Source organism: Streptomyces sp. NPDC059080, assembly GCF_042739975.1.
Classification (GTDB): Bacteria; Actinomycetota; Actinomycetes; order Streptomycetales; family Streptomycetaceae; genus Streptomyces; species Streptomyces benahoarensis.
Window position 1 is genome coordinate 42,038 of the sequence record NZ_JBHYGX010000015.1, and the last position, 18,867, is coordinate 60,904.

At 74.5% G+C, this 18,867-nt stretch carries 16 protein-coding genes and 1 pseudogene; 8 read left to right on the top strand and 9 right to left on the bottom strand.

Annotation, left to right across the window (positions count from 1 at the left end):
- Window positions 1-137: 137 nt before the first annotated feature.
- Window positions 138-1,187, bottom strand: a complete 1,050-nt coding sequence (locus ACFWWQ_RS14885; RefSeq protein ID WP_384595680.1) for a hypothetical protein — start codon at window positions 1,185-1,187, stop codon at window positions 138-140.
- A gap of 205 nt (window positions 1,188-1,392) precedes the next feature.
- Between ACFWWQ_RS14885 and ACFWWQ_RS14890 the strand changes: the two genes are divergently transcribed.
- Window positions 1,393-1,869 (top strand): cupin domain-containing protein, encoded by a 477-nt coding sequence (locus ACFWWQ_RS14890; protein ID WP_384595683.1) that lies wholly within the window; start codon window positions 1,393-1,395, stop codon window positions 1,867-1,869.
- Window positions 1,870-1,964: 95 nt separating this feature from the next.
- Window positions 1,965-2,612 carry a pyridoxamine 5'-phosphate oxidase family protein gene (locus tag ACFWWQ_RS14895; protein WP_384595686.1) on the top strand — a complete coding sequence of 216 codons (648 nt, stop codon included), beginning with the start codon at window positions 1,965-1,967 and terminating at the stop codon, window positions 2,610-2,612.
- A gap of 244 nt (window positions 2,613-2,856) precedes the next feature.
- Here ACFWWQ_RS14895 and ACFWWQ_RS14900 read toward each other — a convergent pair whose 3' ends face one another.
- Window positions 2,857-3,414 (bottom strand): hypothetical protein, encoded by a 558-nt coding sequence (locus tag ACFWWQ_RS14900; protein ID WP_384595689.1) that lies wholly within the window; start codon window positions 3,412-3,414, stop codon window positions 2,857-2,859.
- Between the two features lie 613 nt (window positions 3,415-4,027).
- Between ACFWWQ_RS14900 and ACFWWQ_RS14905 the strand changes: the two genes are divergently transcribed.
- The gene (locus ACFWWQ_RS14905) at window positions 4,028-5,029 is read left to right on the top strand and encodes an RNA polymerase sigma factor RpoD/SigA (protein WP_384595692.1); all 1,002 of its coding nucleotides are present in this window, start codon (window positions 4,028-4,030) and stop codon (window positions 5,027-5,029) included.
- Window positions 5,030-5,160: 131 nt separating this feature from the next.
- On the opposite strand, the gene ACFWWQ_RS14910 is transcribed toward ACFWWQ_RS14905, so the two are convergent.
- Window positions 5,161-6,489 carry an Ig-like domain-containing protein gene (locus tag ACFWWQ_RS14910; RefSeq protein WP_384595695.1) on the bottom strand — a complete coding sequence of 443 codons (1,329 nt, stop codon included), beginning with the start codon at window positions 6,487-6,489 and terminating at the stop codon, window positions 5,161-5,163.
- Window positions 6,490-6,571: 82 nt separating this feature from the next.
- Window positions 6,572-7,822, bottom strand: a complete 1,251-nt coding sequence (locus ACFWWQ_RS14915; protein WP_384595698.1) for a CaiB/BaiF CoA transferase family protein — start codon at window positions 7,820-7,822, stop codon at window positions 6,572-6,574.
- A gap of 331 nt (window positions 7,823-8,153) precedes the next feature.
- Between ACFWWQ_RS14915 and ACFWWQ_RS14920 the strand changes: the two genes are divergently transcribed.
- Window positions 8,154-8,414 carry a hypothetical protein gene (locus ACFWWQ_RS14920; protein WP_384595701.1) on the top strand — a complete coding sequence of 87 codons (261 nt, stop codon included), beginning with the start codon at window positions 8,154-8,156 and terminating at the stop codon, window positions 8,412-8,414.
- Between the two features lie 10 nt (window positions 8,415-8,424).
- Here the strand turns inward: ACFWWQ_RS14920 and ACFWWQ_RS14925 are convergent, their stop codons facing one another.
- On the bottom strand, window positions 8,425-9,027 hold the full coding sequence (locus tag ACFWWQ_RS14925; RefSeq protein WP_384595704.1) for a Yip1 family protein: 603 nt from the start codon (window positions 9,025-9,027) through the stop codon (window positions 8,425-8,427).
- An 83-nt stretch (window positions 9,028-9,110) separates the two neighbouring features.
- Between ACFWWQ_RS14925 and ACFWWQ_RS14930 the strand changes: the two genes are divergently transcribed.
- Window positions 9,111-9,827: a VIT family protein gene (locus tag ACFWWQ_RS14930; protein ID WP_384595708.1), complete on the top strand. Its 717-nt coding sequence runs from the start codon at window positions 9,111-9,113 to the stop codon at window positions 9,825-9,827.
- 61 nt (window positions 9,828-9,888) lie between these two features.
- Here the strand turns inward: ACFWWQ_RS14930 and ACFWWQ_RS14935 are convergent, their stop codons facing one another.
- The 3 genes from ACFWWQ_RS14935 to ACFWWQ_RS14945 all read right to left on the bottom strand — a co-directional run bounded on the left by ACFWWQ_RS14935 (window position 9,889) and on the right by ACFWWQ_RS14945 (window position 13,880).
- The gene (locus ACFWWQ_RS14935; protein ID WP_384595711.1) at window positions 9,889-11,046 is read right to left on the bottom strand and encodes a P1 family peptidase; all 1,158 of its coding nucleotides are present in this window, start codon (window positions 11,044-11,046) and stop codon (window positions 9,889-9,891) included.
- A gap of 154 nt (window positions 11,047-11,200) precedes the next feature.
- A complete protein-coding gene (locus ACFWWQ_RS14940) occupies window positions 11,201-12,007 on the bottom strand; it encodes a hypothetical protein (RefSeq protein ID WP_384595714.1) in 807 nt (268 codons plus the stop codon).
- Window positions 12,008-12,809: 802 nt separating this feature from the next.
- Window positions 12,810-13,880 (bottom strand): methyltransferase, encoded by a 1,071-nt coding sequence (locus ACFWWQ_RS14945; protein ID WP_384595717.1) that lies wholly within the window; start codon window positions 13,878-13,880, stop codon window positions 12,810-12,812.
- A gap of 280 nt (window positions 13,881-14,160) precedes the next feature.
- Here ACFWWQ_RS14945 and ACFWWQ_RS14950 point away from each other — a divergent pair.
- Window positions 14,161-14,294: pseudogene (locus ACFWWQ_RS14950) on the top strand (amidohydrolase); the annotation flags it as partial.
- Window positions 14,295-14,654: 360 nt separating this feature from the next.
- The gene (locus ACFWWQ_RS14955; RefSeq protein ID WP_384595721.1) at window positions 14,655-15,761 is read left to right on the top strand and encodes a MerR family transcriptional regulator; all 1,107 of its coding nucleotides are present in this window, start codon (window positions 14,655-14,657) and stop codon (window positions 15,759-15,761) included.
- 374 nt (window positions 15,762-16,135) lie between these two features.
- Here the strand turns inward: ACFWWQ_RS14955 and ACFWWQ_RS14960 are convergent, their stop codons facing one another.
- Window positions 16,136-17,518 (bottom strand): MFS transporter, encoded by a 1,383-nt coding sequence (locus tag ACFWWQ_RS14960; RefSeq protein WP_384595724.1) that lies wholly within the window; start codon window positions 17,516-17,518, stop codon window positions 16,136-16,138.
- Window positions 17,519-18,076: 558 nt separating this feature from the next.
- Here ACFWWQ_RS14960 and ACFWWQ_RS14965 point away from each other — a divergent pair.
- A complete protein-coding gene (locus ACFWWQ_RS14965) occupies window positions 18,077-18,610 on the top strand; it encodes an AMP-binding protein (RefSeq protein WP_384595727.1) in 534 nt (177 codons plus the stop codon).
- The last annotated feature ends 257 nt before the right edge of the window (window positions 18,611-18,867 follow it).

Here is an 18,867-nt window from a genome sequence, read left to right on the forward strand (position 1 = left end):
CGGTACGGCCGTCCGGCGCGGTGCGGCTGAGGCCCGCCGCCACGGCCGTACCGCACGGGTCCGCCGCCCCGCAGCGGCCGGGCCCGCCGGGCGCGACGGCGCGGCGGACCCGACGCCTCCGGGCGCATCGCGGCAGGTCAGGCGCCCGGGACGATCAGCTCCAGGGAGCGGAGTGCGGCGGTCAGCGCACGGTCGTCGCCGTCCGGCGTCCAGGACGCCACGTCCAGCGCGGTGTCGGTCATCTTGATGGCGTGGGCGTCGCCGTGCTCGGCGGCCCGCCGGAAGACCTCCTCCGGGGTGAGCGGCCCGGTGCGCAGCGGAGGCAGCGCGTCCGCCGCCCCGTAGACGGAGGTCAGCGCGGCGCTCGCGGCCCACGCCACGGCGAACGACGGCGCCCACAGGGTGCGCGGCAGGGCGGGCAGGGTGCGCAGGATCGCGTTGGGCGCGGTCGCCGCGTGGACCAGCATGACCCCTTCGCCGTGCCCGTGATCGGCGTAGCGATGGGTGGCCGCCTGCACGAGCGCGGTGAGCTGCGCCCGGGCCTCGTCCGGATCGCGCGGGGCCCGGACGGCCTCGGCCGCCGTCTGCCAACCCGGTGTGTCCGGCAGTTGTGCGAGGCCGCCGAGTGCGCTCGTTGTTTGGTCGGCGATACGGGGGAGGGCGTCGAGCGCGTCATCCGGCGCGGACGTGCCGCCGGGCGTCGGCGCCACCGGCAGCGTGGTGTGCCGGGCCGCCCAGTAGCCGAGGGCGTGGGCCAGTTCGGCGATGCGTGGCTCCGTCTCGTCCTCGGTCAGGAGGGCGCGGACGATATGGCCGACCCGGATGGCGGGGTGGGTGGCCGCGCCCGCGATGCCGGGCAGCAGCCGGGGCCACCATGCGGCGAGCACGTCGCGCCAGGGGCGTTCGGCGACGGTGCGGGCGAAGTGGGTGGTCCAGTCGGTGACCCGCTGTGGATCACCCAGCGCCTGCCGCCAGTTGGTGTCGGAGACGGCGTCGCGGGCGCGCGGTACGTCCTCCAGTTTCGCGGAGTACGTGTCGAGCCAGCGGTGGACGCCGGGGCCCTGCCCATGGCGGGCCAGGGCCTCGACCGCCATGGGGCCGTGGTTGCTCAGGTAGCCGTGGAATTCCGGTCCGGTGGAGTGCAGCCGCTCCAGGGCCTCGTCGAGGGTGCCGTGGTGTGCCGTCATGTCCGTGAGGCTAGGAGCGCAGGCGCCGCCGGGTAACCGGCTGCGGACCTAGACCTCGTGCCGTGCGACGGAGGCGCCGTCGGCCGCGGGGACGGGGACGCGGGACGGAGGCGCGGGTGACCGGCGAGGGCAGGACCGGCGCGGCCGGTGGGGCCGGTGGGGTGAGGGCCGACGCGTTGTCAGTGGTGGCTGGCACCATGAAGTCATGGTGGAACACAGCGTAGTTGACGAGGCGGGACGGTCGGCCGATGCGGCGGAGGGAGCCGGGGAGCCGAACGGCGGAGGCACGGCGCGAGGGGACGGGGCGACGGATCTGGCGGCCGCCTTCGCGTCGTTCGAGGAGACGTGGTCACCGCGGATCGCCGCCGTGGTCAACGACTACGACGTCAAGATCGCGAAGGTGGAGGGCGCCTATGTCTGGCACGCGCACCCCGACACCGACGAGTTCTTCCTGGTGCTCGCGGGCGAGCTGACCCTGGAGCTGGCGGACCGTGCTCCGGTGGTGCTGGGCCCGCAGCAGATGTTCACGGTCGAGCGCGGGCTGCGGCACCGCCCCGTGGCCGCACCCGGCACCCGCATCCTCATGTTCGAGCGCCAGGGCACGGTCAACTCCGGCGACGCCGAACTGACCGGCGACGCGGCGTGGGTCTGCGCCACACAGGGGGTGCCATTGGGGGAGTAGCGGGGGCCGGGGGAGCGGGGCCCGGTACGCCGGGCGGGCGGAAGCGTGGGGGAATCCGGACAGCGGATGTCAGGTAAGGGGACGACCGTGGAGGCATGACACGCAGCGCATACGGAGAGAGCGGGACAGGCACGGGCACGCCCGGCCTGGAGGTGTCGCCTTCGGCCCCCGAGGCCCCCGAGGCCCCCGAGACTCCTGGGGTACCGATGCCGCAGGCGTCGCCGTCAGGGCGGCCGGGCGCGGAAGCATGGAGTGGGCCGGGCGGGCCCGTGCCGCGCGGCGTCGGCTGGGCGGTGGCCGAGGCGCGGGAGCCGGAGTTCGTCCGCGAGGTGCGGGAGCGGTTCGGGCGGTACCCGCACCACGTGCTGGGCACGCTCCGCGCCGACGGCTCCCCGCGGCTGACCGGCCTGGAGGCGGGTTTCCACTTCGGCGAGCTCTGGCTCGGCATGCTGACGGGTTCCCGCAAGGGCGCCGACCTGCACGCCGATCCCCGGTTCGCCCTGCACGCCAACCCGGGGCCCGGTACGGATCTGTCGGACGGCGATGTACGGGTGTCCGGCCGGGCGGTCGAGGTGACCGACGAGGAGGTGATCAGACGCTACGCGGACGAGGTGCGGCCACCGGAACCGTTCCTCCTCTTCCGGGCCGAGGTGACGGAGATCGTACGGGTGTCGGTACGGGACGCCACGATGATCGTCCAGAGCTGGCGGCCGGACGGGGGGTTCCGGAGGGTGCGGCGGTAGGGCAGCGGACAGGCCGGGGCCCGGCTGCGTCCCGCCGACCGGCTGGAGGGAGGCCACCCGGCGCCCCTGAGCCCTGGCTACCTGTAGGCCCCGGGGGCGCTGCGGGCACCGGCCACCCGCCTGCCCGCCCGCACCCGGGCACCGCAACGGGCGCCCGGGTGCAGGCGGGTGCGCGGTCCGCAGCCCATGGCCGATGACCAACGGTCCCTGCCCATGGCCAACGGTCCCTGCCGATGGCCAACGGTCAATGGGCACCATGCGGCGTGCCATGCCCTTGTCCATGCCTGCCCTGCTTCCGGGGCCGGTGCAGGCCGTGGGGCTCGCGGACGCGATGGCCGCGGAAGATGTAGAGGGAGACGACGAACATCACCGCGCCCATGACCAGGCCCCAGGCCGACGACTTCAGGACGGACGGGCCGCTGAGGTTGTAGAGCCAGCCCATGCTGGCGCCGAAGAGCGTGCCGTAGGCGAGCGCCCGGGTGTCGGTGATCATGGTGGACTGGAAGTGCACGAGCACCAGCCCCAGCGCACCGGTGACCACTGCGGCGATCAGCCCGAGCAGGGCGGCCTGGCCGCCGCTCGCGCCGCTGGTGTGATCGATCCAGATCGTGTAGCAGCCGAAACCGAGCGCGGCGACGACGGGCCACACCACCTTGGCCGGCAGCCGACGGCCGCCCTTGGGGTGCGCCGTTTCGGACTCCGTACCTGCGGCCGGGGCGTCGGCGGTCGCGCCGTGTTCCCGTTCGACTGCGCCGTGCGTACCGGCGGCCCGCGCGCCATGGCGCGGAGCAGGGTTCTCCATGACGGGCTCCTCTCGCTTGCCCCTCCTGTCCAGGCGACACCCGCGCACTGCCCCCGTCAACTGGATCAGCCAGCCCGGAGAGCAGGCGCGGGCCCCTCCCGCACCGGAGAAGGAGCGGCCGTCCCCGCAGGGGCGGGTTCGGGGAAATCCAGGGTCATGGGAGGCTTCGAGGCGATCCGGGAGTCATAGGTGGATTCGAGGCAACCCGGGGATGGCGCAGGTCGTCTTCGGAGTCGGGAGTCGGGAGCCGAGGCCGCGGTGGTCGTCGGGGAGGCCGTGGCGCCTCAGGCCCGTGAGCGGCCCCAGGGGCACAGAAGGCGCCACCTAGGTGACGGGTGTCTCATCCGAAGGAATCGCTCACCGGGCGGAGGGGCGCAGCTGGGGCCCGCACGCCCCACCTGACCTGCGGTTCTCCCCGTCCGGCAGCGGCCGACCGCCCTGGGTGACCGCGCAGGGTACTGCATGATCAGAAAAATAGACGGGCAGCTTGGGAATTCTGTCCGGATTCCAGCCGTTGTTTCCTTCGGACGGGGCAGTTCGGGCACCCCGGGCCTCCCGCGTCCATCGTCCCGCGAACGACTCATCACCGACTCATCGCAAAGGGAGCTCACGCATGGCAACCCGTGCCGTCGCCCGTCGTCAGACCACCAGGAGCGGCGCTGACCGGGCCAGCAGTGTTCGCGCCGTAGGCGGGGAGATCGCCGACCGCGACCTGGTCGGCATGTACCTCGACGAGATCGCGCGCACGCCCCTGCTCGACGCCGCCAAGGAGGTCGAGCTGTCCCAGACCATCGAGGCGGGTGTGTACGCGCAGAAGATTCTCGATGAGGTCGTGACCGACGGCAACGCCGCGGGCGCGCGCCGCGAGGAGCTGGAGGCGTTGGTCGCGGCGGGGGAGCGGGCCAAGGACGTCTTCATCCGCTCCAACCTCCGGCTGGTCGTCGCCGTCGCGCGCCGCTACCCGCGAGCCGGGCTGCCGCTGCTGGACCTGATCCAGGAGGGCAACGCCGGTCTGGTGCGCGCGGTGGAGAAGTTCGACTACGCCAAGGGCTTCAAGTTCTCCACGTATGCGACGTGGTGGATCCGCCAGGCCATCACCCGTTCCATCGCCGACCAGTCGCGCACGATCCGGCTGCCCGTGCACCTCGTCGAGGAGCTGGGCCGCATCCGCCGGGTCCAGCGGGAGTTCAACCGCGAGAACGGCCGCGATCCGGAGCCCGCCGAGGTGGCAGCGGAGCTGGGTTCCACGCCCGCGCGCGTCACCGACGTGCTGGACTGGGCCCGCGACCCGGTCAGCCTCAACATGTCGGTGGACGACGACGGCGACACGCAGTTCGGTGACCTGCTGGAGGACGCCTCCGCCGCCTCACCCGAGCAGTCCGTGCTCTCCCTGCTGCGCAGCGAGGAGCTGGAGGACCTGATCGACCGCCTCGACCACCGCACCGCCTCGATCATCAAGGCGCGCTACGGCATAGAGGACGGCCGCGAGCGCACGCTGACCGAGGTCGGCAAGCAGCACGGCCTGACCCGCGAGCGCATCCGCCAGATCGAGAAGCACGCCCTGGTCGAGCTGAAGCGCATGGCCCACGACACCGGTTTCGACGCGGCGGCCTGACCGTCCGGCGCGCCCCGGATCGACCCCTTACACGGATCGACGGCCGACCCCCGCGAGGAGGGCCGGCCGTCGATCCGTGTGTTTCCGGGCTGTCAGGCGTAGGGGAGCTCCCCCCGCCCGCACGGCATGCGTCAGGCGGCGCTGCCGGCCTTCCACGCGGACCAGGAGAGGTTCCAGCCGTTGAGGCCGTTGTCGGGCTGGACGGTCTTGTCGGGGGAGTTCTTGACGATCACCACGTCGCCGACGAGCGACTGGTCGAAGAACCACTTGCCGGGGGTGTCCCCGCCGCCGCCCTTCGCGTCGTGCAGGCCGACGCAGCCGTGGCTGGTGCCGGACCTGCCGAAGATCGAGGGCGAGCCCCAGTAGTTGCCGTGGATGAAGGTGCCGGACGACGAGAGCCGCATGGCGTGCGGGACGTCCTTGATGTCGTACTCGCCGCCGAAGCCGACCGTCGAACCGTCCATCCGGGTCTGCGTGAACTTCTCCGAGATCACCATCTGGCCGTTGTAGGTCGGGTGATCGGGGCTGCCGCCGGAGATCGGAACGGACTTGAGGACCGAGCCGTCCCGCTTGACCGTCATGGTCTGGGTGTTCATGTCGACCGTCGAGACCTGCGAGCGGCCGATGGTGAACGTGACCGTCTTGGACTGCACGCCGGTGATGCCCTCACCGCCCTGCACGCCGTCCAGGTCGATCTTCATCGTGACCTTGGAGTTGGCCTTCCAGTACTCCTCGGGCCGGAAGTCGAGACGCTGCGCGCCGAACCAGTGGCCGGCGACCTCCTGACCGCTGTCGGACGTCACCGTGATGTGGGACTGGACGTCCTTCTTGTTGGTGATGGCCTTGTCGAAGTTGAACGACACCGGCATGCCGACGCCGACGGTCTTGCCGTCGTCGGGCGTGTAGTTGCCGATGAAGCTGTGGTCCGACGAGACGGTGCTGAAGGTGGCGTTCTCGGTGGCGGAGCGGCCCTTGGCGTCCTTGGCGTTCGCCACGAGCTTGTACTTGGTGCCCCGTTCCAGCTGGACGCCGGGCTTCCAGGAGGCGCCGTCGCCCGATATGGCGCCCTCGACGGGGGCGCCGCTGTCGGCCACCGTCAGCTTCACGTCGGTCAACTTGCCGCCGGTGACCTTCACCCCGGTGTCGTTGATGCTGGCGTCCGTCGCGCCGTCCTTCGACGAGACCGTGATCTTGGCGTCCGAGGCGTCCTTCGCGGCGGCGGCGTCGGCGCCCGCCTGACCGTTCTTGCCGTCACCCGAACCGGCCTCGGCGCTGCCGCCGCACGCCGAAAGCGTCAGCGCACCGGCCGCGAGCAGCGCCGTCAGTGCGAGGGCGCGGCGGGTCCGGCGGCCCCGGCGCGGCGCCGCGAGGGCGTCCTGCTCGGGGGGCTGGAGCAGCTGGTGCGAGGTGCGGGACCGAGCGGGGGCGGAGTTGTCCGGCGATGTCACGAGCTGCTCCATACAAGGGTGTTGTGTGATCCGTGCTGGTAAACAGCACGTACGGCTGGAATTGGTTGCGGATGGCCAGAACTTGTGGGCAAGGTCACACGCATGGCGGAAGGGGGCGGTCGGGAGGGCCCGACAGCCAGGTTCGCAGCGGTGTGCCGTGTTCGTCCAGACGTGGCGGGGGCGTCGGGGATGTGACAGGCGTCTCGGAGAGCCGCAGCGCGCTGCTGATCTGAGGAATTCTCCCCTCTCCCACGGGAGTCACGGGCGCCAGGCCCAGCCGCTCGGCGAACTCCAGCGCTTCGGAGAGGGTGTTGACGGGTCCGCAGGGGACGGATGCCGCGGTGAGCCGTTCCGTCCAGGAATGCGGTGTATCTGAGGAAAGCAACTTCTCCAGCTCTTCGATCAGTTCTATGCGGTGTTGTACGCGGTCCTGGTTGCGGCGGAACCGGTCGTCGTCCGCCAGCTCAGGGGTGCCCAGGGCCTGCGCCAGCGCCCGGAACTGCCGGTCGTTGCCCGCCGCGACGGCCAGCAGACCGTCCCGGCAGGCCAGCGTCTCGTACGGGGCGATGCTCGGGTGACGGTTGCCCATCGGGCCCGGGTCGTGGCCCGTCGCCAGGTGCCCCGAGGTCTGGTTGACGAGCGAGCCCAGCAGCGACGACAGCAGATTGACCTCCACCAGCTGGCCCCGCCCGGAGCGCTCGCGATGGTGCAGCGCGGCGAGGATCGCGGTGGTGGCGTCCTTCGCGGTGAGGACGTCGACGAGGGCCGCCCCGGCCTTCAGCGGTGTGCCGCCGGGCTCCCCGGTGATGCTCATCAGCCCGCCGACCGCCTGCACCACGAAGTCGTACCCGGCCAGATGGGCGCCGCCACCTGAGCCGAAACCGGTGATCGAGCAGTGCACCAGGCGTGGGTTGGCGGCCCTGGTGGACCCCGCGTCGAGGCCGTACTTCGCGAGGGCGCCGGGCCGGAAGTTCTCGATCAGGACGTCGGCGCGGCGGGCCAGTTCGCGGGCGGCGGCCGCGTCGTCGGGGTCGCCGAGGTCCAGCGCGAGGCCGCGCTTGGAGCGGTTGGCGGCGTCGAAGTAGGCGGCGGTGCCGTCGGCGCCGAACGGCGGGCCCCAGGCCCGGGTGTCGTCACCGGCGCCGGGCCGCTCCACCTTGACGACATCGGCGCCCAGATCGGCGAGGGTCGCCGCGGCCAGCGGGCCCGCCAGCACCCGGCTGAAGTCGGCGACGAGGAGGCCGCCGAGGGCGCGGGCGGGCGGCCCGTCCCCGTCGGCCTTGCCTCTCGGGGGATGCGGCGGTGACTGCTGCGGAGGCGGTGGCTGCGGGGACGGCTGCGGCACGTGCGTACTCCTCACCTCGCGGACGGGTACCGCCATCGTCGGCGAGGCCCCGGGGGACGGGAAGCCGCCGCGGTGTCCAAGGCGGACGGCCGCATTCTGCCGCCCCGGAGAGGAGGCGGCGGGAGGGGCGGGTGGCCGGAGCGGACAGGCAGTTCCCGCATAATGGTGTGAAGTACTGCAATGCCGGTAATTCTCCTGAGGGGTACAGGACTTCATCCGGTGCCCGTAGAGTTCCGCGGGACCCGGCCGACGCTCTCCCCCACCCACGGGCAACCGCCCCGGCACCGCAGCCCCGCCATCCACCGCACACCGCCTTGCCCTGGAGGACCGCATGCTCCTCTCCGTCGAGACTCTTCAGCTGATCGGATTCGCCGTGCTCGGTGTCGCGAGCGTCGTCTGGGTCATCGGGCTGCTCCGGCTGTTGCGCCGGGAGGAGCGCCGCGCGGCGGCCGGGCGCGACGGCCGGGCACTGCTGGACAGGGTGCCGCGGCAGACGGGCCCGGCCGGTCCGCCCGCCGAGTGCGTGGAGCTGACCGCCGCCGAACGCGAGGCGTTCGCCCTGCTCGTACGCCAGTTGACGCGCCGCCGCTGAGCCCCGCGGGTCACTGTGCGGGGCCGAGCTTGAGCAGCGCCAGCGCCGCCAGCATCTGCACCGATATCGAGGCCGCCGCCTTGTGCGTCGGCAGATGGTGCTGACCCCGTATCAGCAGCACCGCCAGGACGTAGCCGAAGCCCCAGGTCGTCCACGTCAGCGCCTGGACGAAGGTGGCCTGCGGGGGCAGCCACGTCGCGAGGAGCAGCCGCGGCAGATCGGTCACCCAGAACAGCACGATGAACAGGCTCACGGTCGGCGCGAAACGGCCGTTGCCGCCCAGCGTCCGCGCGATGGCGTGGGTGGCCGCGCCCAGCGCGAAGCTGGCCGCCAGCACGCATCCGGCGGCCAGTCCCATCAGCTTGAGCGCCGCGCTCGGGTCGGCCGCCCACTGCCCGTGGAACGCGTCCACCGACAGCACCCCGACGGCGCCGCTGACCAGGCACAACACCACCGCCGCGCCCCACGCGGAACGGTCCCGGGCCTCGTCGAGGACCTCCACCGGGCGGTACCACAGGCCGAGGAACAGCCGGTGCCACCACAGCCGCCGCCGCTCGGGTGCGGGGCGGGGCGACTGGACGAGCGTGGGTGCGGGGGGCGGCGGAGCGGACATACAGCCGTTCTACCATCGGCCGTTTTGTCGCGATGCGGTGGCGTCGGCGCCGGGAGCGGTGCCCCGGATGAGAGTCTGCGGACATGAGTGAGCAGACTCCCGACCACGATGAGGCGCACGGCGAGGGGTTGGGCGGGCGGCTCAACTGGCTGCGCGCCGCGGTGCTCGGCGCCAACGACGGTGTGGTCTCCACCGCGGGCCTGGTCGTCGGCGTCGCCGGAGCCACCGGATCCCGTTCCACTCTGCTGACCGCCGGACTCGCCGGGCTGCTCGCCGGGTCCATGTCGATGGCCGCGGGCGAGTACGTCTCCGTCTCCACGCAGCGGGACGCCGAGAAGGCCGCGCTGGTCCAGGAGCGGCGGGAGCTGGCCACCGAGCCGAAGGCCGAACTCATCGAGCTGGCCGGCCTGCTGAGGGCGAAGGGGCTGAGCGCGAAGCTGGCCCGGGAGGTGGCCGAGCAGCTCACCGCGCACGACGCGCTGCGCGCCCACGCCGAGGTGGAGCTGGGCATCGACCCGGACGAACTGGCCAACCCCTGGCACGCGGCGGGCGCCAGCTTCCTTGCCTTCACCGTCGGGGCGCTGCTCCCGCTCCTCGCGATCGTGCTGCCACCGGACGGCCTGCGGCTCCCGATCACCGTCGGCGCGGTGCTCGCCGCCCTCGCCCTGTGCGGCTGGACGAGCGCCCGCCTCGGCGCCGCCCCCGTCGCCCCCGCGATCCTCCGCAACGCCGGGGGCGGCGCACTGGCGATGGCCGTCACCTACGCGGCGGGGGCGGCGCTGGGGGCCAGCGGGGTGTGAGGGGCGCGCCCCGGGGCGGCATGGGGCGTCGGCAGGCCCACGAAGACCGGAGAGACACGCCCTACGGCCGCCCCGGGCTCGTGGCGCCGGACGGGTCTGCCCCGGGCGCACCCGTCCCGCCGTACAGCTCCGTATACGACGGGAAGACGCCGCCGGGCCCGTCGACGGACGTGGCGGACAGCAGTGCGTCGGTGACGGCGCGGGTCAGGGCGTCGGCCCCGGCGGCGAGGACGTCGTTGAGGGCCCCGGCCTCGGTGTGCACGGTGAACGCCGGGCCGGCGCCCGTCGCGTCCGGGGCGAGCGGGCGGCCGCAGGTGGCCAGCGCGAAGACGGCGTCACCGTCGGACAGCAGATGGACGGGGCGCACCGCGCGGGCCAGCCCGTCGTGCGCCGTACCGGCCAGCTTCTGGGCCTGGGCGCGGGTGAGCACGGCGTCCGTCGCGACGACCGCGAGGGTGGTGTTGAGCGGCGGCCGGGCCGAGGCCGCCGACCGCTCCCGGGACGTCTCCCGGGCCGCGGCCAGCGTCCGGACCGCCGCCGCGTGCCGCTCCGGGCCGGGCGGCGCGGCGGGCGCCCCGTCCGGCCCGAGGAGGTGCCCGTAGAGCACACCGGTGCGCGGGTCGACGGGCGATCCCGCGGCGTTGACGGCGGCGAGCGCGGCGACGGTGACCCCGGACGGCAGCAGCACGCTCGCCGTCCCGACCCCGCCCTTGAACCCGCCGGCCACCGCGCCCGTACCGGCGCCGACGTTGCCGCGCTCGACGGGGCCGCCCGGCGGGGCATGGTGCGCGGCGTGGGCCGCGGCCCGGCCCAGCGCGGCGTCCGGCCGGGCCCGCCAGTCGCCGCCGCGCCCGAGGTCGAAGAGGGCGGCGGCCGGGACGACCGGCACCACCTGCGAGGGGTCGGGGCCGACGCGGAAGCCGCGGCCGCGCTCCTCCAGCCAGGCGGCGACCCCTGACGCGGCGTCGAGCCCGAAGGCGCTGCCGCCGGTCAGTACGACGGCGTCGACATGCTGGACGAGGTTGCGGGGATCGAGGGCATCGGTCTCCCGGGTGCCGGGCCCGCCGCCGCGCACATCGACCGCAGCGATCGCACCGCCCTCGGGCGCCAGGACGACGGTGGTACCGGACAGATGGCCGGAGCCGATCCGCTGGGCGTGCCCCACCCGCAGGCCGGGGACATCGGTCAGGGCGTCGTGGCGGTGCGCTGCGTCAGCCATGCGTCATGCGTACCACGGCGGGCTCGGCACGGGGCAGGGGCGAGACGCGGGTGACGGGGCGCCGATACGGGGCGGGCCGGGGCCCTGACGTACGGGACGGCCCGGGGCTCGGATGCGGCGGACCGGCCGGGCGCGGGGCCCGGCCGGCGGGCCGTCAGGTGTCGCCCGGGCCCATCACGAGGACCGGGTGCTGCGCGGGGTCCAGGGTCCGCAGCAGCTCCCGCATCACCTCGGGCTTGAGGCTCACACAGCCCTGGGTGGGGCCGTCGTGGTCGACGTGCAGCCACACGCCGCCGCCCTTCTCGTCACCGTCGGGCCGCTCCGGGTCCAGCGGCGAGGTGCCGGACACGCGGTTGTAGTTGATGGCGATGACGTAGTCGAACGCGCCCGCCAGGGGCTCGCCCTCCACGCCGGTGCCGTTGGCGACGAAGCTGTCGTTGTGGTCGTAGGGGAGCTTGGTGCCCTTGGGGGCGGGCAGCAGGCCACCGGCGTCGGTCAGGTCGAAGACCCCTTCCGGGGACCGCAGGTCGCCGTAGTGGTGGTCGTCGGTCCAGCCGCGCGCGGCGTTGTGGGCGGCCCACTGCGCACCGGGACGCCAGTCGTCCGACCCCTTGGCACGGGTGTAGAGGACCACCTTGGAGCCGAAGGAGTCCTTGTCCGCGCCCCGCACGACGAGGACCTGACGGGAGTCGGCCGGTATCCGCTTCCGCTCCGCGTCGCTCAGGCCCGGGATGGGGCGGGTGGCGTTCGCGACGGTCTTGGCACCGGACGGTTTCTCCGGACCGGATACCGACGCGGGGGTGCCGTTCTTGGCCTCCTGCTGCGCGTCGTGGTCATCGCCGGATGCGGGCCAGGCCCACAGGGCGGTGCCCATCAACGTGGTCAGCGCGAGACCGCTCACGGCCTTCCCGCGGCGGGACATGCTTCTGCGCGCGCGGGGCTGAGCGTGGCGGGCGGCCATGGCTGGCGTCTCCTCAGATACGGATCAGATGCGGACGGTCGAGTTCGGACGGACGGTACGGGCCCTCAGATGCCTGCGGGCGAGGGGCTCGTAGGCATAAAAAGGGCAATCTGCACCCTACCGCTAGGAGGTCGTGTCGCCGCCTCCGCCTCCGTCCCCGCCTCCGGATCGCGAGACCCGAACGCCCGGAATATGCGCCCGAAAGAGGTCGGAGTGTCGCGGTTCGCCTTCCCTTGCGGATCGCTGGTGACGGCCCGTCGTCAGGGGTGGAACATGGCTGAAAATTCACCGCAAAATCCCCTACGGGTCCATGAGTTGACCTCCAATGCCGAGGAGCCGCAGGTCACGGGCGTACGCCGGAGGAGGGAGGTCAGCGCGTGGCGCCCCGTTGACCGGCGGGCGGGCGGCCCGGCGGCGCCGTGCGGCAGGACCGACCGTCGGTCACGCGTCCGGGGGAACCGCCCTGGCCACCGAAATCGGACGCCGTAATTCGCCCGGTCGGGCCGGGGAGGGTACTCCATTCACCGGAGTGGCGGAGGCGTGGGGCCGGGGCGGGCTCCGACAGCATCCGCGGCTCGGCGGGGTGGCCGGGGCGGCCGGGGAGGTCGGGGTGGCCGGGGCGGCCGGGGCGGCCGGGGCGGCCGGGGCGGCCGGGGCGGCGCACCCCGGCCGGCCCCGTAGGGGTCACACGCTCAGCGCCGCGCCCTGGCGGGACGTCAGCGTCACACCGGTGGCAACCGCCGCCGCGACCGGGGATGTCACTCGCGGACTCGCCGTGCGTGCGGGCCGACGCCGGATCAGGTCATTCGGCCACTGCCTCCACCACGGACGGTGTCGCGCCGGTCGGCAGGACGCGGGTGAGCCGGAAGCCGCCGGACGACAGCAGCGCCGCGAACTCCTCCGAGCCCCGCTCCCGCCCGTCGACGACCGCCATCATCGCCACGTCCATCGTCTTGCCGAAGTGCGGGGCGTTGCCCGGCGGCAGCACCGATTCGACGATCAATATCCGGCTGCCGGGTGCCATCGCGGCGCGGCAGGTCCGCAGGATCTCCCGGCACCGCTCGTCGGGCCAGTCGTGCAGCACATGCTTGAGGACGTAGACGTCGCCGCCCGCCGGGACCGCGGTGAAGAAGTCGGCCTCCTCGGTCCGCCAGCGGCCCTTCAGCTCGTCGTCGGCCAGGAGATGGCGGGCGAGGGGCGGCGCCTGGTCGACGAGGACGCCGCTCAGCGCCGGGCGGCGGCGCAGCACCGCGCGGAGCAGCCCGCCGCGGCCACCGCCGACGTCGACGACCGTGCCGGTCTCCGGGAAGGGGTAGGCGGCCGCGACCGCCTCGTCCGCGGTGGCCGACAGGGAGGTCATCCCGTCGTCGAGAAGGGTGCGGGCCCGCTCGTCGCCCTGGAGGTACTGGAAGAGGGGCTGCCCGAAGAGACGCGCGAAGGGCGCCTCGCCGTCCCGGACGGTCTCCTCCAGCTTCTCCGACGTCCGCAGGAACAGCGTGTCGGTCAGCATCAGCACCGCGGTGTGCAGCGAATCGGGTACGTCCGTCCGCAACATGCGGGCGGCGGGCGTCAGTTGGTAGGTGCCGGAGGAGTCCTCACGGAAGATGCCGCGGCTGGCGAGGAGGCGCAGTACCCGGCGCAGATGCGGGGCGTGTGTGCCGGTGGCCTCCGCCAGCTGCTCGGGGGTGCGGGGGCCGCGGGCGAGATGGTCGGCGATGCGGTGATGAGCCGCGGTGCGCAGCGCGGCCGAAAAGAGGTGCCCCAGAGCCTGGTCCGTCAGGTGCGTGACGAGGTCGGTGGGCTCGCCGGTCGGTCGGGGGGATGAAGTGGCCAACGTCCGCCTCCGGTCATCGACGTGAAGGTGCTGGTCCACGGTGGCAGCGTCCGGCCCGCGTGTCACCAGAGCGCCGGGCCGCACCCGCGAAGTCCGGCCAGCCGGGCGCCGGGATCGCGCCGTACGCAGGTGGCCGGTAGAGATGCCCGGACACCCGGACCGTGATCGAATGCGTGTATGGGTCGCCGTGATGAGGACCGTGAGACCAGGACCGATACCGCCGACGGGTACGACGGCGGGCGCGCGGGCGGGAGGGGACCCGGCGACGGGGGCGCGGACGCCGCCGCGGACCGGGACGCCGTGCTCGCACCGCTCGACGTTCGCCGCCGGGCGACTGGCGCAGGACATCCCCTCCAACCACTCCCCGCGCTTCGCCCCCGTCGTCCGCCCGACCTCACCACGGGCGTCCAGGCCCTCACCACGGCGGCCCTGAGCAGGCTCGAAGCGCGGTAGCGGGGGGCCGGGGCGTCGGGCGGGGGCCGGGGTGTGCGGCCGTCCGCCGGGAGGGGGGTGCTGTGCCGGGGCGGAGGCCGGGGCGCGTGCCGGAGCCGGTGCGGCGCGGCGGGACCGGGGTGCGACGGCGTGGCCCGGCGCCGATTCCGTACTGCTCAGCGGCAGGTCCGGTGCCCCCCTCTCCAGCCCCGGCTGCCCGCCGTCCGGCCCCGGCGACGGGTGTGGTTGACCTTGCCCTTGGGGGAAGCCACAGCATCGGTGGAGCCGGGCGACGGGCCCGGCGCGAGGAGGACGGCCGGGCGCCCGGGCCGGGCGGCTGCACGCCCCACGGCGGACGGGCGGCCCGGGAAGGGGCGGACGGTGACGGGGCACAGGAACCGCGGAGGCGCGGGGACGGGGCTGCTGACGATCGGGGCGTTTGCCCGCGCCTGTCGACTCTCGCCCAAGGCGCTGCGGCTCTACGACGACCTCGGCCTGCTGCCCCCGGCGCACGTCGACCCCGTGAACGGCTACCGGCGCTACGCGCCCGCGCAGTTGGAACGGGCGCGGCTCGTCGCCTGGCTGCGGCGGCTGGGGATGCCGCTGGCCCGCATCCGGGAGGTGTGCGCCCTGCCACCGGACACCGCGGCCACCGCGGTCGCCGCGTACTGGGAACAGGTCGAGGCCGACACCGCGGCCCGCCGGGACCTGGCCGTCTTCCTCGTCGACCAACTGTCCCGGAAGGACTCCACCATGGCGACCACTCCCACTCCTGTGACGCTGCGCGCCGCGGCCCTGACCGACGGCGGGCTCGTCCGTACCGCCAACCAGGACGCGGTGCACGCGGGGCGGCGGCTGCTCGCCGTCGCCGACGGATACGGCGCGGACGGCGGCCGGGCGGTCACCGCCGCGCTCGCCGAACTGACGGCCCTGGAGGCGCGCGATCCCGCGCCCGCGGATCTCCTCGAAGCGCTGGAGGAGGCCGCGCACCGCGCCAACCGCGCGGTCCAGCGGCTCGGCGCCGAGGACGCGGCGGAAGCGGGCTGCACCCTGACGGCGCTGCTGCGTGCCGGGTCGCGGCTGGCGTTGCTGCACATCGGGGACTCGCGCGGCTACGTCCTGCGGGACGCCGGGCTGGTGCGGCTGACCCATGACCACAGCCTCGTGCAGTCCCTCGTCGACGAGGGACGGCTCACGCCCGAGGAGGCGCCCGGGCATCCGCAGCGCGGGCTGCTGACCCGCGCGCTCGACGGGGGCGAGGGCTTCACCCCCGACCTGCGGCTGCTGGACGTCCGCCCGGGCGAGCGGTACCTGCTGTGCACCGATGGGCTCCACGCCGTCCTGCCGCCCGGCACCCTCCAAGAGGTGCTGGCCGCCGCACCCGGCCCCGAACAGGCCGTACGCGAACTGGTCACGCTGGCGCGGGAGGCGGGCGCGCCGGACAACATCGGGTGCGTGGTCGCCGACACGGTCGCGGCGGGGGCCTGACCGCAGGCGGTGCGGCGGGTGTGGCAGGCGCCGCAGTCGTCGCCATGCCTGGCGCGGGCCTTCACGCCAGGCGCGCCGCCCGCATCGCCCGTGCCGGGCGGCGCCGCATGCGCCCGTACTGTGGCGGGCGGCGCCGCGCCCGCCCGACCCGCGCCGACCGGCGTCGTGTCCGCCCGTACCGCGCCGGTCCACCCGCCGGCCGCTCGTCAACTTCCCCATTTCGCCCCCCGTTGCCCTGCGTCACATCACGTTCCGTGCTCGTTCGTCGACTCAGCGTACGACCGCGGGCGCGGAGCGTGCCGGGCCTGTGGACAACTCCGCGCGGACTGCGCGGCGGGGCGTTTCCGACCGGAAGGAAAGGCCCCGGGAGGCGGTCATCCGTGCATCCCTCTCCCTCCCCTCCGCCGCAGTCGGCGGAACGCCCGGAGGGTGGCTGCGGCGGTCAGGCCGAGCGCCGCCGTCAGGCAGGCCGCACCGAGGAGGGCCGGGCGGGGGCCCTCGTCCGGGAGCGGCAGGGCGAGGCCCAGCCCGGCGGTGACGGTCAGGGCCGCTTTGGTCACTCCGGCTGCCGCGCCCGCCCCGTCGGCCGCCACCAGGGCCTGCGTCCCGGTGAGGGCCAGTGCGCCCGCCGTCCCCAGGGCCGCCGCCGCGACCGTCGCCGCCACCAGGAGCGGCAGCGGATTCGTACCGCCCAGGGGGAGCGCCCCCCACGCGACGGCCGCCACGGTCAGACAGCCCGCCATCACTGCCGTTCCGGCCGCCGGCCGCACCCGTCCGGCGGCCGGGCCCCCGGCGGCCAGCGCACCGGCCGGGACCAGGAACGCCAGGCCCGCGGCGGCCGGTGACAGCCCGGCCACCCGCTGCAGGGCCTGCGGCACGGCGAACAACAGGGCCACCGTCGCGGCGTTGGCGACCGCCCCCGAGGCCGTCAGCCGCAGATAGAGCCCGTCGCGGAGCAGCGCCGGGTCCAGGAGTGGCGCCGCCCGGCGTGCCCGCCGTACGCAGCCGGTGGCCAGTGCCACCGCGGCGATCAGCCAGGCCCACCACCAGGGGCCGCCGCCCAGGCCGAGCGCCAGAAAGGCGCAGGCAACCGTGGCGGCCACCGCGCCCACCACGTCCGGATGTGCCGCGGTCCGCCCGGTCGTGCCCGGGGTGCGCGGTGCGGCGGGGCGCCGGGCGGCTGCCGCGGCCACCAGCGCAGGGAGCGCCGTAAGCCAGAACACGGCCCGCCAGGAGCCGTACTCCGTGACCGCGCCGCCCACGAACGGGCCGCAGGCGGTGGCGAGTCCGGCCAGCCCCAGGGCACGGCCGGTCATCCGCCGCCCCCGGGGGCCCGGGAAGACCCGGGTCAGCAGCGCCAGCCCGTTCGGCATGATCAGCGCGGCGCCCACCCCCTGGACCACCCGGGCCGCCACCAGGAGCGGCAGCGACGGCGCGAGGGCGCAGGCGGCGGCCGCCGCGGCGAACAGCAGCAGCCCGGTACGGAGCATCCGGCGCCTGCCGTACGCGTCGCCGAGCCGCCCGGCGAGCGGCATCAGCGCCCCGGCCGCCAGGAGGTAACCGCCGCTCACCGCGCGCCCGACGGCCGCCGGGCCCGGTAGCTCACCCCGGATGACAGGCAGCGCGAGATGCAGCGCGAACGAGTCCAACTGGACGCAGAATGCGCCCAGCGCCACCGCGGCGAGCGCCCACCGGCCATCCGGCCCGGCCCCGTGCGGAGGCGTGGACGGCGGCGGGGTGCGTGGGGGTGTGGGCATACGGGGCGACCTTTCGTACGGGCGCGCGCACGCGGCGCGCGGCGCGGGCGGGCACGCCGGGGCACGGGGGCGCGCGGCGGGGCGTGGGAGATGTGGGACGGCATCCATCGCGGGGGAGGGGATTGGGCGCCCGGAGCGAGGGGCAGAAAAGGGGGCGGGCCGGAGCCGTGCAGGGCTCGGCGGTCGCGGGACCTGAGACGCGGGACCTGAGAGGTGTCACCGGGCTACCGACGCGGCACTCCCGAAAGCCCGAGGTCAGGCGCGGTGCCGGGCCGTACGGAACGGAGCGGGACGCCGGAATCCGGTCCCGGAAGGGCCGGTTCGCACCCGGTTCGGTACGGCGCGGGCGAGATGACAGACGCGGTCGGTCACGGTGTTCACCGGGCGCGCTGACCTTTCGGTAGCGTATCGGCCCGCGCCGCACCGGGTGCGTCTACGGGCGAACGGGAGCCGGGCAAGGGCCGTGTCCGCCCGCGCCGCGCCGGCGGCGGGGGCATACAACGGACGTTCAGCGATCGTTGATCGATGATCTTCACACTGGTCCGCATGTTGCGCCGTGTGACCTCAGAGCATGCAGATGGCCCCAGTGAGCCGCGGGCCTCCCGTCGGCCGGGCGGTTCACGGGCCGCCCTGACCTGGTCCGGCGAGCCGGGACGGCTGGAGGAGCTGACCCACGGCATGCTCCTCGACCGGGCGGAGCGCGCCGTGACCGTGCTGCGCCGCCTCGGCGTCGGCGCGGGCGACCGGGTCGCCGTCCATCTGCCGCTGGTCCCGGAGTCGGTGATCGTCACGCTCGCCTGCGGACAACTGGACGCCGTCCGGGCCACGCTCCCGGTGCAGCTCACCGCCCCGCAACTCGCGGCCCGGGTGCGGGAATCGGGTGCGCGGGTGCTGGTCACCGCGGACGCGGCGTTCTGGGACGGGGCCGTCCGCCCCGTGAAGCCGGTCCTGGACCGGGCCCTGCACCACGCCACGCGCCGTGACGCGACGGAGCCCATGGCGCCCGTCCTCGTCGTCAGCCGCTGCGCCCGACCCGTGGGCTGGACCCCGGGCCGCGACCGCTGGTGGCACGAGGAGCTGGAGCGGGCCTGAGCCGGGGGCGCGCGGAGCGGAGCGTACGCCCCCTCGGTACGCCACTGGGCAAGCTCGCCGGCGCCTGGTTCCGGCGTACCGCGACAACTGGCTCCGACGTGCGGGGAACCGGCCCTGACGTGGCGGGGACGGGCGCGGGGCGCGGCCGGAACGCCAGTCCGGGGCCTCACGCCATGGGAGCGGAAAGCGCCAGGTCAGGCCCCTCGCTGCACGGCCGGAACGCACGCCGGGCCGGGCACTTCGCCACACGGCCAGGA

Excerpts from the sequence above, each read along its gene's own strand:
- ACFWWQ_RS14885 (WP_384595680.1), bottom strand. The coding sequence starts at position 1,187 with ATGACGGCACACCACGGCACCCTCGACGAGGCCCTGGAGCGGCTGCAC.
- ACFWWQ_RS14890 (WP_384595683.1), top strand. The coding sequence starts at position 1,393 with ATGGTGGAACACAGCGTAGTTGACGAGGCGGGACGGTCGGCCGATGCG.
- ACFWWQ_RS14895 (WP_384595686.1), top strand. The coding sequence starts at position 1,965 with ATGACACGCAGCGCATACGGAGAGAGCGGGACAGGCACGGGCACGCCC.
- ACFWWQ_RS14900 (WP_384595689.1), bottom strand. The coding sequence starts at position 3,414 with ATGGAGAACCCTGCTCCGCGCCATGGCGCGCGGGCCGCCGGTACGCAC.
- ACFWWQ_RS14905 (WP_384595692.1), top strand. The coding sequence starts at position 4,028 with ATGGCAACCCGTGCCGTCGCCCGTCGTCAGACCACCAGGAGCGGCGCT.
- ACFWWQ_RS14910 (WP_384595695.1), bottom strand. The coding sequence starts at position 6,489 with ATGGAGCAGCTCGTGACATCGCCGGACAACTCCGCCCCCGCTCGGTCC.
- ACFWWQ_RS14920 (WP_384595701.1), top strand. The coding sequence starts at position 8,154 with ATGCTCCTCTCCGTCGAGACTCTTCAGCTGATCGGATTCGCCGTGCTC.
- ACFWWQ_RS14925 (WP_384595704.1), bottom strand. The coding sequence starts at position 9,027 with ATGTCCGCTCCGCCGCCCCCCGCACCCACGCTCGTCCAGTCGCCCCGC.
- ACFWWQ_RS14930 (WP_384595708.1), top strand. The coding sequence starts at position 9,111 with ATGAGTGAGCAGACTCCCGACCACGATGAGGCGCACGGCGAGGGGTTG.
- ACFWWQ_RS14935 (WP_384595711.1), bottom strand. The coding sequence starts at position 11,046 with ATGGCTGACGCAGCGCACCGCCACGACGCCCTGACCGATGTCCCCGGC.
- ACFWWQ_RS14940 (WP_384595714.1), bottom strand. The coding sequence starts at position 12,007 with ATGGCCGCCCGCCACGCTCAGCCCCGCGCGCGCAGAAGCATGTCCCGC.
- ACFWWQ_RS14960 (WP_384595724.1), bottom strand. The coding sequence starts at position 17,518 with ATGCCCACACCCCCACGCACCCCGCCGCCGTCCACGCCTCCGCACGGG.